Genomic DNA, 13,252 nt, shown 5'->3' with positions numbered 1-13,252 from the left:
CCACGGGGCAAATTTAATAAAATGAGGAATAAACCCACTTAACAAAGCAACAGCCTTACTTTTTAGCATAACTTTCATACGCCTCTTTTAGTTTTAGATCATAACTATTTTTTTTGTACGCCGGGCCATTGTAAAGTCTGGCAAAGACTGGAAAATCTTTATCTTTCATCGCCTGTAATAATTTGCTATTTGATTTGTGGGCAACAAAACGGTAAAAAGCATCGAGTTGCATTTCTTCGCTTTTTGTCATTAGTTTTTCAAACTGAATTGCCGATTCATAGCCCAATAATTGCCAATGAAAGCCCATTATTTGAAATAACCCCCAGCTCGCACTTTCAATTGCTGACTTAGTGTCGATTTGTTTTGCCAGTGTTAGCCTGTAGTTTTCACGATTTCCTCCGAGATAGCCACCCGCTGACGGATTAATTAAATCTGGATAAGTTTTAGCAAGTTGCTCAACGTTAAATCCATTCTTTTTTAACTGGCGGTAAAAGATATGCCGTTCAAATAAAATTACTGGCAGGCCATTTTTAAAACCGGATGATCTAGCCTCAATTTTTGTTACCGCCTGAATCATTGGTAATTCTATATCCAGTTTGTTAGCGACAGTTTGTAGTTGTTCAGTTGTTATCACTTTGTTTGCCTCTCTTTTTCCGTCTAAGTTGCGAGCGACACAATATCGCTATGTTGCCCTTGCTCTTTATAAAACATATTAATAACGTCATGTTCATAATGACTTGCGCATAGTATGCGCGATGGAGTAAATCAAAAAATGAAAACATAAAAACAGAAGCGCTTGACGTTATCATTAACCATGCTAACCAGCTTATCCTTGCATTATATTTGAAATTTTTTCTATCAAACGTAAATAACCGAACAGCAATAAGTAAACATAAAAAGGCGTTTAGGGTTGTCATGATTTCCCCCCTTTGTTGAATTTATCAAATAAACTTGATGGGTCATCAAACATTTTTATGATCCAAAGCAGTAATTTAACGCTAACAGCTGACGCGACTAATGCGCCCAGACCGATAGGTACCTTTGCTTGAACGTTTGATGGAAAAAACGGTAACAGTAAATACAGCGTCAATTCGGCCAGCAGTATTCCCATTGCGAATGCTATGAAAAACAGAACAATTTTGCGCAGTACAGAGATCCGCTCATCACTTATTACAAGCAGGATTGATCCACAGAGAGCGCCCAGAATTATCCCATTTTCTATGTTCGGATATATCATCGAAATTGAAAACGCACTGATCACGGCTGTGAATGTTGTAGTTGTTGGCTCTGTCATTCAATTAATCCCATAAATTAATTAGTTTTTTTTGTGGTTCGGGTGCATCTTCTGGCACGTTAACAGCGGTACCCATCGGTAAAATTGCCGGCAATTCACACAGCATAGGGTTGTTGTTGTAAATGATTTCGACAATGCCGGCGGTTCTACCAAAAATACGATATGCCAGAGCATCAATGGTTTCATTTTGCATTGTATAGACAATCATTAAATCAGCTCCATTGTTGACCTTGATTTACCCAAGATGTCACGTATTGCATAACGAGCATTGCGATACAAATTACCGGCGCTTTCAATGTTAGTATCTATATCGATTTTTGCTTTGGCTGTTGCATCAAAATTAATATACTGTTCATTCAATAACGCATTTGCCCACGAATAAACCGCATGCTTGTATAAAATTAAATATTTTGATTCACCATTAATTTGCTCGTCATTTAAATTGTTAATTGATGTAATCCCTGCAGCTTGCTTTGTTAGCCGCCAGTTATATAAGTCATCATTTACTGCAATAATTGCACTGGCAATTGCTGTTTTTAATCGCTCAGTTGTGACGGTTCCGTCTAACCGCTGAGTTTTTCTAACGTCATTAATATCAATGGCAGGGAAAAACGAAATATTACTAATTTTAGATTCTTCGGCTTCGTTCGCTTTAGATATTGCAATAAAATCACTCATAAGAACTCTAAACCTTATAATAGGCGGTGAACCAATTCGCAAAATATTGATAATTTTTTAAATTGGTGCCGCCTGGTGTGAGGGTCCACCCTGTTAAGAATCGGTCTTATTTACGACCTTTTCTAATTCTTTAATAGCTGTTTTTACGCCTGAGCTTTCGTCAAGTTCAAGTGCTCGCTTTAAATAACCTAAAGCTTGATCTGGCTGTGTATCTTTTAACGCATAGCCAATAGCTTTATTGAGTTTTGCTCTGACCTGATCAAACATATCTTTATTAGCCACTAATTCGGCAAACTTTAGTAACATATCAGTATCAACCGTTTGCTTATTACTGATTTGTGCGAGCGTTGTATTAGCTAACTCTTCGGTAATTAGTGTGGCGGTTTGGCGTTGGTACTCATCGGGTGTAACCCAATTATTTTTTAATGCATGTTTAGCGAGCGGGTAGGCAAGCTCAAATTGTTTAGTATCAATCATCCATACCATTAGGCGCATAAATACATCATCTTGTTGGGCATTACCAGACTCAAGAACGCCGTTAATCCAATCCATATATTCGGGAATAAGTTGCTTTTTAAGTTCAATTTTTGCTTCTGTAGATTGGAATTTTTTTAATCGAATGCGATCGTTATTTAGCTTGGCTAGCATCATTTCGTAAGCATTGATTGCCTGCAGGTTTCCTGCATTACGCTCCTTTTGAGCGTAATGTTTTTGTAAAAACTTTTGTGCCGGTGATATCATCTATTCCCCCTTATCTGACTTCAATATTTTCAATTAAGCAGCCAGCATCATAACGTTCTACAACAAAGGCCTCGTTAGCAGATTGGTAGTCTTCAATACGATCGCGTTTAGGGTTGTCAATAATTTGACGGCGGGCTGTTTCATTTTGAATATAAATAGCTAAGTTACTAAAAGATGTAATTAGCATTGATCCCTTAGGGAAGTAGGGGACTCGGTATGCCGGTAATTCACCAATTGATTTTTTAGCAAGCAATATTTGACCCGCTACTTTTTCGGTGTTTTTATCTGCTTCGTTAGCAATCGGGAAGTATTTATCATGAAGCAACCCACGACCACAAATAACAACTAAATCAGTGTCTTCTGAATAAACTGGATCGATTAAGTTTTCAACGGCATCATAGACCAATGCGTCAAGGTTTTTATAGTCACCCCCGTTGCTGGCAATAATAATTTTACCCGGTGTTAATGTACCTTCGTTCATTACTCTTTCAGGTGCATCATCTCGGTAATGTTGTAACCAGCCTTTATTTACATCTTGTAATAAAGGGTATGTAGTTTTATTAGATGTTGGCGCGCGATGGGTACCATTAAATCCAATCATAATACGATCTAACGCTTTTTGTTTAATTAAGGCATCACGCAAAAGGGTTTGAAAGTTCTTTTTATGGCGCCATGCATCCAATTTTGCATAACGAATTGATGTATCGTAGTTGGTTTGTTCGCAGCGGTAACGGAATTTGTTTAGATCTGATATATCTACAGCTTCACGATCTTGTGCTGTGGTATCTGTTGTGCCAGCTGTTGTGCCTGTTACACCAACTCCAACTTTTTCACCCTCTTGAGCATCAACAAATTCAAAGTTAATTTTACTTAAGAATTCAGATGATTGTTGGGTGCGTTTTTCTAATGTTTGATTTACTTCTGGATTAACAGCAAAACTTTCACTGGAATCATCAATGCCATTAAGTTGCGCAATGCGGTGTTTAAATCCATTAAATAACTTTCGGGTTTCATTTCTCATTATGGGTTTCCTAATTCGGTTAATCAGTATTAATTTATTAAATTGGCCTAAAGTGCGTTAGCAATCGGTTTCAAAATCCATTGAACCACCGGCGGAAATAGGTCGCGATGGGGTTTCCGGAATGTTGCTTAATAATTCTGTTAACTCGTTATTTTTCTCTTTTACTTCTGTTAACTCGTTAGTTAACTCAGTAATTTTGGATTCAAGAGTTGTAAAGCGATTAACTGTTGCAGTTGCAAATTCTTCAATTGTTTCGCCGAGTTTCACAAATTTAGTTGAGTCATTTTCTGATTTGCTTTTGAATAAGCCAGTTATACGATCTAATATCGTGCTAAATGTGGCATCATTTTGCGAGTCCATTTCTTCAAATTCGATCGCTGCTTCTTCAGCTGCAGTAAATAAGTTATTAGGTGATTGTTTGCGGCTCGTTAATGGATTTACTGTAGCGTTAGCACTAAATTCTAAAAATTCGGTACCAAGGCTGGCGGGATCATCAGTAACAGCCAGACCAACAAGATAGGCCTCGCCGGTATCGGCGAATTCTGGGTTAACTTCAATTGATGAATAAACTTTTTGCTTTAATTTGTTAAGCTGGATAAGATCGTCTGTTGGTTCAATTTGTGCAAATAGCGCTAATTTCCCAGCTAATGGACCGGTTTTAATTTCTTCCGCTTGTAATGCTAGGACGTCGCCATAACGTTTAAATTGACTATCTGGTGAATAACCTTTGATATGCTCAAGATTAACTCTCGCACCGTAAACATCCGGGCTATAATTTTTTACCATTTGCTCAATCCATACGCGTTGGATCTTGCGCCCGTCTGTTGTTGCACCTTCAACTGCAACCCTAAACCATTTTGATTTATATTTTTTTGATTTATTAACTTCTAATGTCATTGTCGTAATCCTTGCTTATATGCTGATTGTTTTGCTTATGTTGGATTGACAAAGAAAAGAGAGCAATTAAGCCGAGTTGTGAAAAACAAAATCACAACTTGCGTATGCATAAAAAATGATGATCCACGGGTAAATTGACGTGATGGGAGGACGCATGCAAAACGTTAAATTATTAGATCATTTAATCAGTGATAACACAGATCCGAGAAAGTCGGCCCGCTCACTATACTGGGCCGGATATCGTATCGCGCGCATTGCTGAGCTTTTGAACGAAAATGTAAATACGATTCACAGCTGGAAAAGGCGCGACAAATGGGATGATTCAACGCCATTGGAGCGCGTTAACGCCGTGCTGGAAGCTCAATTGATTCACCTAGTAATAAAACAAAATAAAGAAGGCAAGGACTTTAAAGAAATTGATTTACTCAGTAGACAGTTAGAGCGTACAGCAAGAATAGAACGGTATAAAAACGGTGGTAACGAAACCGATCTTAATCCTAATGTTGCTAATCGTAATTCAGCACCTAAACAAAAACCTAAAACAAATTTGTTAACTGATGCGCAGATTGAGAAACTTAACGAGTTATTCAATGAGGGCTTATATGAACATCAGCGAATTTGGTATCGAGCCGGTATTAATCATCGAATAAGAAACATAAATAAATCGAGACAAATCGGTGCCACTATGTATTTCTCTCATGAAGGGGCGATTGACGCGGTTAACACAGGGAGAGATCAAATATATTTATCTGCATCAAAAGCCCAAGCGTTCCAGTCCCGCCAGTATATTGTTGATTTTTTTCACGGTATAGATATGGATCTAAAAGGTGATGTAATTCACTTTCCACATAACGATGCTCGTATAAGATTTTTGGGGACAAACTCCAAAACTGCTCAATCTTACCATGGCAATGTATATCTTGATGAGTACTTCTGGATTAGTCGCTTTTTAGAGTTTAGAAAAGTTGCATCAGCAATGGCCAGTCAAAAGCGATGGAGACAAACCTATTTATCAACACCATCAAGTATAACTCATGAGGCGTACAAGTTTTGGACGGGACAACTGTTCAATAAAGGCCGACGCAAAGACGAGCAGATTAGAATTGATGTATCACATAAAGCTTTAAAAAATGGAGCGGTTTGTGCCGACGGGCAATGGCGTCAAATTGTTACAATTGAAGATGCCGAACAACTTGGATTTGATTTATTTGATATAAATCAACTAAAAATGGAATACAGCCCCGACGAGTTCGCAAATCTATTTTTATGTCAGTTTATTGATGACTCGGCCTCGGTTTTTCCGCTTTCAAGTCTACAGCCATGCATGATTGATTCGTGGGACGTGTGGAATGATTATAAACCGTTTGCCCTAAGGCCGTTAGGCGACAGGCCCGTGTGGATAGGATATGACCCCTCGCACACTGGAGATAGTGCTGGGTGTGTTGTAGTAGCACCTCCATTAGTTGAGGGGGGTAAATTTAGAATAATAGAAAAGCACCAATGGACGGGCATGGACTTTGCAGCACAGGCCGAGGCTATTCGCAAAATGACAGAAAGATATAACGTAACATACATAGGAATCGATGCAACTGGGCTAGGAGAGGGGGTTTATCAATTAGTTAAACAGTTTTACCCGGCGGCTGTCGCATTTAAATATTCAATTGAAATTAAACAAAGATTAATTTTAAAAATGCAAGATGTGTTAAGACGACAGCGTTTAGAGTTTGATGCGGGATGGACAGATCTCGCGCAAGCATTTATGGCGATTCGTAAAACATTAACAGCAAGCCAACGGTTTATCACATATGTAGCAGATCGAAACGATGAGATATCACACGCAGATATCGCGTGGGCAACTATGCATGCAATTTATAACGAGCCGCTAGAAAGTTTAGGCGGTGCTAACAGTAATAGTGGTTTCATGGGAGTATTTTAATAATGACCGATTTAAAAAAGAATGATGACAATATAGCGTGCTTTAGTTTTGGAGAAAGCGAGCCGCTTTCCAGTGCTAAAGATCTCCTTAACTATTTACAATGTATTGAGTGCGGCAAGTGGTATGAACCCCATATTAATTTTAACACGCTTGCAAATACGTTCGGCGCATCATCTTCATATCATAGCAGCCCTATATATGTAAAAAGAAATATATTAACCAGCACTTTTATACCTCACAAATATTTAACACGTTTTAATTTTGAAAGGATAGTTCATGATTTCCTTATTTTTGGTAATTGCTACCTCGAAAAACGATCTAATATGTTAAAACAAGCGACCGGGCTATTACCAACGTTAGCGAAATATACCAGGCGGGGCGTTGATACTGATAGATATTATTATATAAATTCTAGCAAATATGCGAATATTGAAAACCTATTCGAAGAACACGAATTTAAAAAGAATTCTATCTTTCATCTGTTATTACCGAATGAAAACCAAGAAATCTATGGGTCCCCGGAATATTTATCCGCAATCAATTCTATATGGCTTGATAATTCGGCCACGGTGTTCCGTCAACGTTATTATAAAAATGGTTCACATGCTGGGTTTATTTTGTATTTATCTAACCCCTCACATAATGAAAAAGATATAGAAGAATTAAAAAAGGCACTACAAAATAGTAGAGGCCCGGGCAACTTCCGTAATTTGTTAATGTATGCACCAAATGGCAAACCTGACGGATTAAAACTAATCCCTGTCGGAGAAGTTGCCGCCAAAGATAATTTTGCAGATATCAAATCAGTAAGCCAAGATGATATTTTGACCGCGCACCGGGTGCCACCGTCGCTGATGGGCATTACTCCAAAAAATACCGGTGGATTTGGTGATCCAGAAAAAGCCTCCAAAGTGTTTGCTCGTAATGAAATTAAACCGTTGCAAGATAGATTTTTACAACTAAACGACTGGATGGGGGAAGAAGTTGTAAAATTTAATCCCTACAGCCTTGAATAACAATCACAAACCCAAAGCCCGAATGGGCTTTTTATTACCTTCCCTTCTAATTCTCTCTATAACGCTCATGCTGACACTTTTTTATTTGTTGGGTGGCGATTAACCCCTTGCTCATTTTGTCTATTAGTGTGCTTGATGTTTAATATAATTAGTCATTTTGATGATGATTGAAAAGGTTATAAATAAAATTGCGCCATTGAGACCCCACCTCACCCGCGCACTAAACTTGTAGAGAATTGTGCAAAATTGCAGATATCGAGAAAAAAGCTTGATATAAGGTCTTTAACGATCATTTGATCCTTTTTAGATCTTTCGTTTTCGTGCAGTATAGAAGTGCAACTGTATTTATTTTTGCGATATCGAATTATTTATATTACTTATAGCATCTTCTAATAAAATAACGGCATCGCCAAACCGAGTACCGCCCGCGCTAAATAATGACATATATCCATAAAAGTTGGATTTTATAGCAGATAATACCGTCTTAATTCGTTCGAAATCAATCAAATCAATAACAATCTCTAAATCAGGGTCAACCGGAACGTACACAATTCTAACTCCGAGGTTTGGATAGCTATCAAAATCGCTATTATTTAGTTTATTATTTATTGAATTGATAGTATTTTCTAATTCGTTAAATAATGGCGGATAGACATCGCGTAAGGATTTTATAGCAGATGACGCCGCCTTAATTCGTTCGAAATCAATCAAATCAATAACAATTTCCGCATCTAGATCAATCATACAAAGACTGGGGGCGGTTGATGCTGATGATTTACCTGTTTTCATAATTAAAATCCTGTTTATTTGTTTATGTGATTAATTAGTTTAAGTTTAGTTTAGTTTAAAAAGTATTTTCTTTTATTGTCAACATAGTATTAATCTCTTTTAAAAACTCCATCCAATATCCGGCGGTGCGCCAATCCATTTTTGGCGCAAATCGATTATAGCTAATTTGTTTTTAACCCATTTTATGAGCAATTTATCGTCAAATGTTAAATCCCTACCCATTAGTAGATAATTTAACTGGTGCTGATTGTAATTTATTTGATGTTTTTTTAACTCATTTATCACATTTTGCCGTTGATCGTACTCTGTCGAATTTTTAGACTGCGTACAGTTATTGACAGAACTCCGAGCGTCGCTATCGCTCCTATTTTTAGAAACAATAGCCCACTTTATTAAACGAGTGCATATAAAAGAAGCCATGCCGATAATAGGGGAAAACACCCCCTTAATCTTTTTGATGTCTTCTTCAAATTGGTTTTGAGCTTCTTCGTACGAAATTCTTACCCGTAAGTCTTTACGTTGCACCATAGCCCCACCTTGTAACTGAGTGTAAGCGGCCCAATCGCCTGCATCGGCTGCGGCAAGCACTGGGTCGATTGTAGGGCTTTCGACTTTTTGACTGCCGAGCCTGCGGAGTTCACGCCAAACCGTCACAGGTGCGCCACCGATTTGCTGAAATTGGCGAATACCCCAACGACTTGCCCAAGCAGTCACATTTTTGGCCATCTCTTTTAAGTTTTGTCCTGTTTCGTCATCGACCTCATTATCAAGTTGATAACCGTCAATATTTTTAGAAATGTACTTAGCAATGTAGCCCGTTGCCGATCCTTTCTCTTTTTCGATATTTTCAAACTTAAAGCGGGCGTACTGCGCACCTTGTTCGCCGCCGTCTTCTTCTAGTGCGTATGAATACATAATGTCACGAACTTTATCTTTATTTTCGGGGAGCATAAAAACCAATATATGCCAGTGCGGCGTACCGTCGTGGTGCGGCTCGGCAACTCTAAAGCCAAAGATTTTGATATTTTCACGATTAAGTTTTGCCCTGGTTCTTGCCCATACGCCACATAAATAACGCTGCGTGTCCCGTGGTGTACCGCTGTTCCAGTTTTTGACAAACCCGCCTTTAGCGTGTGCAGCGTGATATTTTGACGGCGCAGTCAATGTTATAAATGCACCCTCATAGCCGTACTCGTCAGCAATATCTTCAAAGCCTCGCATTCTAACCATTAACTCGCAACGGCGAATGGCGGGGTTAGCGTTTGATTTATCGACCTGTAAAACAAGCTCAAATTGCTCGCCTGTTTCAGTATTTTCTATACATTGATTCTTAAGCCATTCTCGATTTTTCCTTTTTTGTTCTTTCCACTCGCCAACGCAAGCCCTGCTGGCGTATGGGCTGGCGGACTTTTGCACTTGCCCCGCAGCTATTGCTAAATGTTCACGCTGAAACGACCATTGCCGTTTTAATTTGTTTTGCCACCATTTAGCATCTGACAGTTTAGCGAGTGCGATCACGATTTGTTGGTCACTGATTTCTTTTTTCTGGTAATCAGCGAAATAAGGTGCTGTAATTTTGAGTGGCGCTAGTTGTTCTAGGGCAAATTTATAGATAGATAGCTCATGCTCAGAATCATTTAATTTAAATTCATCTGTCTCTAAAAATTTGATGATTAAATTTTGCATATAGCTAGAAATATCAGCACCTAAATCGTTAACGTCGGATTTGTCGAGCGTCGGCAGTGTTGAAAGTTGTTTATAAAACTGCTGAGCAATTAAACTAGCACCGGCATTTTTTATTGTGTACTGTTCCTGAACTTCCGCACAACGAGTTAGCCCGCATGTTCGCAAATAGGTGTTTGCAGCTTTAGAGCCTTTCTCTTGATAGAGCGAACCGTATTTGTGGGCGAAATAGCTACCAATAAATTGTGGGGTGTCGCTAAAAAACGGATGAAAATAATCGTATTCGTGCGGTATTTGCTCCCACAGCGGACGTTCAATAACCGTTAAGTCTTTAGGCGCTCGGCGACCGACTGCATATTGTGACTTAGGTTGTATACCTTTAGTTGGTAAATATTGCCCAACTGTTCCGTAAAAATCACGCATAGCCGAAAACAGGGCAGATTTAGCCCTGTTGCTGATTGGTGGTAAGCTTTGCGTGATTGTTGACATTTATTTCAGATGCCCCAGAATGTGTGCGATAACGTCAACGGTCCACCCGTTACCGAGCGCCTTACATGCCTGATTGTAAGAAACGCAGTCCGTATAACCCACAGGTAACGTTTGTGCTAACTCTAATTCACGTCTAGTTAGAAACCTGCAAAATCCATCAAAATCGATTAAACCGCTATTTTTGCGTCGATCTTGTTTTAGCGTGAGACAATTAATTTTTTCACGATGTGTCACATTCAGGCAACTTCCATCAATCCCATTGCCCCACATTTTAATGCGTGATGGGGTTTGGTTGACTTTAAATTGAGCGCAATAATCAAAGTCGCTGTCTTTATAGCACTGAAATGAGAGGTTTTTATTTTGTGGCTGGGATACGTTCGGAATATTTGTCCAGTATAGTCTTTCTCTGTTTTGAAAACTAACTAAATTACTGTTAATTTTAATAGGCTCAACACCCAGTGACATTGTTATAATGTCCTCATGTTCCTTCGGCATGACAACATTTTCCAACAAAAAATATGTGGGATTAAATTTGTGTTTTGCTTCCAAAAACTTCCAGAACAGATTACTCCGGTCGCCCTTTAGCCCAGTTCGTTTTTTATTTGAGAGAGTGGCGCCTCGGCTAAAATTTTGGCACGGACTACCGCCTATTAATAAATCTATCTGAGGTAAACTCCACGACTGTAGATTATGAACATAACCGATCAAATCGATGTCGCTGTGATTTGATTGTGATATTTTTATAGCTGTTTTATCAATCTCGCTGGCATAATATTTATTAACTGGTATACCTGCACGGTCGAGAGCTACTCGACCACAACTAATACCGTCAAATAGTGATAAAATATTCATAATTTCACCTGTTAATTAATCATTTCAGGCATCAACACGCCGATTATTTCCCTTGCTGGCTTGCGGTTGCCGTTTGCTGCAACGCTACGTCTAGCATCAATTTCGTAGATCTCAAAATCGTTAAAAATCTCTCTAATTAATGAATTATTGCTGTTAGATATAATCGCAGTTGCGCCCCTTCTTACTGCTAAAACAAGTAAATCATGTAGACATTTTGTGGTTTCTGTATCGAATTTGCAGGGTGTGTAGCCTGTAAAAATGTCGTCTTTGGTTCCTGAGATGTAAGGGGGATCGCAATAAATTACATCACCAATTTTGGCGTTTTCGATAACAGCACTAAAATCAGCTCGCACTAGCTCAACGGGCGCTGAAATCAATTTATTACTAAATGCGATAAGTTCGGTTTTGGGAAAATAAATGCTTTTATGATTGCCGATAGGAACATTAAATTCACCTTTTGCGTTATAACGACAAACACCGTTAAAGCAATGACGGTTTAAATAGATAAACTCGGCGGCACGCTGTACCGACAACAATAATGTGGAGTTATTGAATCGAGATCTAACATCGTAAAAATCAGGCTGGCTATCAAATAGTGATTTAGTTTCATTTAGCAATCTAGCCAGATCATCTCGTAACCACTTGTAAACATTTATTAAATCACTGTTTTTATCGCACAGCACATAGCTAGCGTAATTAGTATTAATGAAAACATTACCCGCCCCAACAAACGGTTCGATAAACCGTTTGCCGCTTGGTAAATGAGGTAATAATTGAGGTATTAGTCGGTTTTTGCTACCGACCCATTTTAAAAAAGATTTTTCTATACACATAAAATTTCCTTTATTCACAAACGCCAGCATAAACACTGTTGCACGTAGTGTTTTCGTTTATTCCTGACAGCAAATCGAATTGGCGCCCCCACGAGTTGTCATTGCCCAATCTTTAACTGTTCTGATACCATGTGATTTGGTGCTGACATTTGAATTGTTTTTTTCAGAATTGCAGGGGTCAATAGTCGAAATAAAAAAAGTGGAACACCCGCGAGGGGAGCATAGAGATACTAAGCGCTCCCACGCTTCAACGCGTGCAACTTCATACGGGTAACGTAAAAATATCTCTCTTAGTTCCGATTTTCGGGCGTGAATGCATGGCATGCAGCCAACCCTCGAAAAACCTTGCAGGTAAAGAGGGTTCGGTTTTACGCCGTTTTGTTTTGCAAATGAAAAGACTTGATCGTGTGACCAATTCAGAATTGGACGATAAACATGTAGTCCGGGTGTATTATCAGCGTCGGTTTCCCAAACAGGCAAATTTGCCCGCGCCGGACTTTCTTGTGCGCGCACGCCTTGCCAGATGATAACTTCCTCATACCTATCTAATAACCGATCAATAATTTGATGTTTAACTGCGTCATGTTTTAGTATTGTTGAGCAAAACCGCGCTTTTGTTGACGGGAATCGACCTTTTAACATGCACAAATCAAGAAAAGGGTTGCCGGTAGGGTGTAATATATCTAGTGCCTGTTTTACTGCTGCGATAGCGCGTTCTTTACTAAATCCATACCGACTGATTAAATTATCTTGCCAATGATCAGTAATGTACTGGCGCTTACGTTCGATGTCTTTTGATAAATCAGCTCTGACTTGATGAATTTCACCCAATATTTCAGACAAATATTTTACATAGTCATAAGTTATTGAATGCTCGTGCCCAGTATCTGCAAACACATTTATACGCTCAACGTTAGCGTTTTTTGCTAGCAGTCCAACGGCAGTGCTGTCTTTACCGCCGCTAATTAAAACAACGTTGATAGTGTTTGGCTGGTAACATCTTAAATCGATTTCTACACACAT

Annotated in this window: 14 protein-coding genes and 1 pseudogene; 2 read left to right on the top strand and 13 right to left on the bottom strand. The window is 38.9% G+C overall.

From position 1 onward, the window contains the following. Positions 1 to 55: 55 nt before the first annotated feature. The 8 genes from B6C99_RS03145 to B6C99_RS03110 form a co-directional block, all read right to left on the bottom strand. Positions 56 to 634, bottom strand: a complete 579-nt coding sequence (locus B6C99_RS03145) for an N-acetylmuramidase family protein (protein WP_216819364.1) — start codon at positions 632 to 634, stop codon at positions 56 to 58. Next, complete coding sequence (locus tag B6C99_RS13630) at positions 621 to 917, bottom strand: phage holin family protein (protein ID WP_086358491.1); 297 nt, start codon at positions 915 to 917, stop codon at positions 621 to 623. The genes B6C99_RS03145 and B6C99_RS13630 overlap by 14 nt, the downstream gene beginning before the upstream one ends. Continuing rightward, positions 914 to 1,294 carry a putative holin gene (locus B6C99_RS03135; protein WP_086358490.1) on the bottom strand — a complete coding sequence of 127 codons (381 nt, stop codon included), beginning with the start codon at positions 1,292 to 1,294 and terminating at the stop codon, positions 914 to 916. Before B6C99_RS03135 ends, B6C99_RS13630 begins: the two co-directional genes overlap by 4 nt. Positions 1,295 to 1,298: 4 nt before the next feature. Continuing rightward, positions 1,299 to 1,502, bottom strand: a complete 204-nt coding sequence (locus tag B6C99_RS03130) for a tail protein X (protein ID WP_086358489.1) — start codon at positions 1,500 to 1,502, stop codon at positions 1,299 to 1,301. Then, positions 1,502 to 1,972 carry a head completion/stabilization protein gene (locus B6C99_RS03125; RefSeq protein WP_086358488.1) on the bottom strand — a complete coding sequence of 157 codons (471 nt, stop codon included), beginning with the start codon at positions 1,970 to 1,972 and terminating at the stop codon, positions 1,502 to 1,504. Before B6C99_RS03125 ends, B6C99_RS03130 begins: the two co-directional genes overlap by 1 nt. 93 nt (positions 1,973 to 2,065) lie before the next feature. Continuing rightward, on the bottom strand, positions 2,066 to 2,713 hold the full coding sequence (gene gpM / locus B6C99_RS03120) for a phage terminase small subunit (protein WP_086358487.1): 648 nt from the start codon (positions 2,711 to 2,713) through the stop codon (positions 2,066 to 2,068). Between the two features lie 10 nt (positions 2,714 to 2,723). Then, the gene (locus tag B6C99_RS03115; protein WP_086358486.1) at positions 2,724 to 3,734 is read right to left on the bottom strand and encodes a phage major capsid protein, P2 family; all 1,011 of its coding nucleotides are present in this window, start codon (positions 3,732 to 3,734) and stop codon (positions 2,724 to 2,726) included. A 57-nt stretch (positions 3,735 to 3,791) separates the two neighbouring features. Beyond that, a complete protein-coding gene (locus B6C99_RS03110) occupies positions 3,792 to 4,631 on the bottom strand; it encodes a GPO family capsid scaffolding protein (protein ID WP_086358485.1) in 840 nt (279 codons plus the stop codon). A 154-nt stretch (positions 4,632 to 4,785) separates the two neighbouring features. On the opposite strand from B6C99_RS03110, the gene B6C99_RS03105 reads away from it, so the two are divergent. Then, a complete protein-coding gene (locus tag B6C99_RS03105; RefSeq protein ID WP_086358484.1) occupies positions 4,786 to 6,567 on the top strand; it encodes a terminase large subunit domain-containing protein in 1,782 nt (593 codons plus the stop codon). Positions 6,568 to 6,569: 2 nt separating this feature from the next. After that, positions 6,570 to 7,583 carry a phage portal protein gene (locus tag B6C99_RS03100; protein WP_086358483.1) on the top strand — a complete coding sequence of 338 codons (1,014 nt, stop codon included), beginning with the start codon at positions 6,570 to 6,572 and terminating at the stop codon, positions 7,581 to 7,583. Between the two features lie 345 nt (positions 7,584 to 7,928). Here the strand turns inward: B6C99_RS03100 and B6C99_RS03095 are convergent, their stop codons facing one another. The 5 genes and pseudogenes from B6C99_RS03095 to B6C99_RS03075 form a co-directional block, all read right to left on the bottom strand. Further along, on the bottom strand, positions 7,929 to 8,372 hold the full coding sequence (locus tag B6C99_RS03095; RefSeq protein ID WP_086358482.1) for a hypothetical protein: 444 nt from the start codon (positions 8,370 to 8,372) through the stop codon (positions 7,929 to 7,931). Between the two features lie 99 nt (positions 8,373 to 8,471). Next, positions 8,472 to 10,544 (bottom strand): replication endonuclease, encoded by a 2,073-nt coding sequence (locus B6C99_RS03090; RefSeq protein WP_086358481.1) that lies wholly within the window; start codon positions 10,542 to 10,544, stop codon positions 8,472 to 8,474. Continuing rightward, positions 10,545 to 11,396, bottom strand: a complete 852-nt coding sequence (locus B6C99_RS03085) for a DNA cytosine methyltransferase (protein WP_086358480.1) — start codon at positions 11,394 to 11,396, stop codon at positions 10,545 to 10,547. Between the two features lie 11 nt (positions 11,397 to 11,407). Then, on the bottom strand, positions 11,408 to 12,229 hold the full coding sequence (locus B6C99_RS03080; RefSeq protein ID WP_158092429.1) for a Dam family site-specific DNA-(adenine-N6)-methyltransferase: 822 nt from the start codon (positions 12,227 to 12,229) through the stop codon (positions 11,408 to 11,410). A gap of 10 nt (positions 12,230 to 12,239) precedes the next feature. Beyond that, a pseudogene (locus B6C99_RS03075) lies at positions 12,240 to 13,252 on the bottom strand (phosphoadenosine phosphosulfate reductase family protein).

The sequence above is a fragment of the Gilliamella sp. N-G2 genome, assembly GCF_002142215.1.
Taxonomy (GTDB): Bacteria; Pseudomonadota; Gammaproteobacteria; order Enterobacterales; family Orbaceae; genus Gilliamella.
Note: the sequence above shows the minus strand (reverse complement) of the source record. Positions and strands in the feature narration are given on the sequence as shown.

What these genes read in the sequence shown, in the direction of transcription:
- B6C99_RS03095 (WP_086358482.1), bottom strand. Translation starts at nt 8,372, where the DNA reads ATGAAAACAGGTAAATCATCAGCATCAACCGCCCCCAGTCTTTGTATG.
- B6C99_RS03085 (WP_086358480.1), bottom strand. Translation starts at nt 11,396, where the DNA reads ATGAATATTTTATCACTATTTGACGGTATTAGTTGTGGTCGAGTAGCT.
- B6C99_RS03130 (WP_086358489.1), bottom strand. Translation starts at nt 1,502, where the DNA reads ATGATTGTCTATACAATGCAAAATGAAACCATTGATGCTCTGGCATAT.
- B6C99_RS13630 (WP_086358491.1), bottom strand. Translation starts at nt 917, where the DNA reads ATGACAACCCTAAACGCCTTTTTATGTTTACTTATTGCTGTTCGGTTA.
- B6C99_RS03110 (WP_086358485.1), bottom strand. Translation starts at nt 4,631, where the DNA reads ATGACATTAGAAGTTAATAAATCAAAAAAATATAAATCAAAATGGTTT.
- gpM (WP_086358487.1), bottom strand. Translation starts at nt 2,713, where the DNA reads ATGATATCACCGGCACAAAAGTTTTTACAAAAACATTACGCTCAAAAG.
- B6C99_RS03135 (WP_086358490.1), bottom strand. Translation starts at nt 1,294, where the DNA reads ATGACAGAGCCAACAACTACAACATTCACAGCCGTGATCAGTGCGTTT.
- B6C99_RS03125 (WP_086358488.1), bottom strand. Translation starts at nt 1,972, where the DNA reads ATGAGTGATTTTATTGCAATATCTAAAGCGAACGAAGCCGAAGAATCT.
- B6C99_RS03115 (WP_086358486.1), bottom strand. Translation starts at nt 3,734, where the DNA reads ATGAGAAATGAAACCCGAAAGTTATTTAATGGATTTAAACACCGCATT.
- B6C99_RS03100 (WP_086358483.1), top strand. Translation starts at nt 6,570, where the DNA reads ATGACCGATTTAAAAAAGAATGATGACAATATAGCGTGCTTTAGTTTT.
- B6C99_RS03105 (WP_086358484.1), top strand. Translation starts at nt 4,786, where the DNA reads ATGCAAAACGTTAAATTATTAGATCATTTAATCAGTGATAACACAGAT.
- B6C99_RS03080 (WP_158092429.1), bottom strand. Translation starts at nt 12,229, where the DNA reads ATGTGTATAGAAAAATCTTTTTTAAAATGGGTCGGTAGCAAAAACCGA.
- B6C99_RS03090 (WP_086358481.1), bottom strand. Translation starts at nt 10,544, where the DNA reads ATGTCAACAATCACGCAAAGCTTACCACCAATCAGCAACAGGGCTAAA.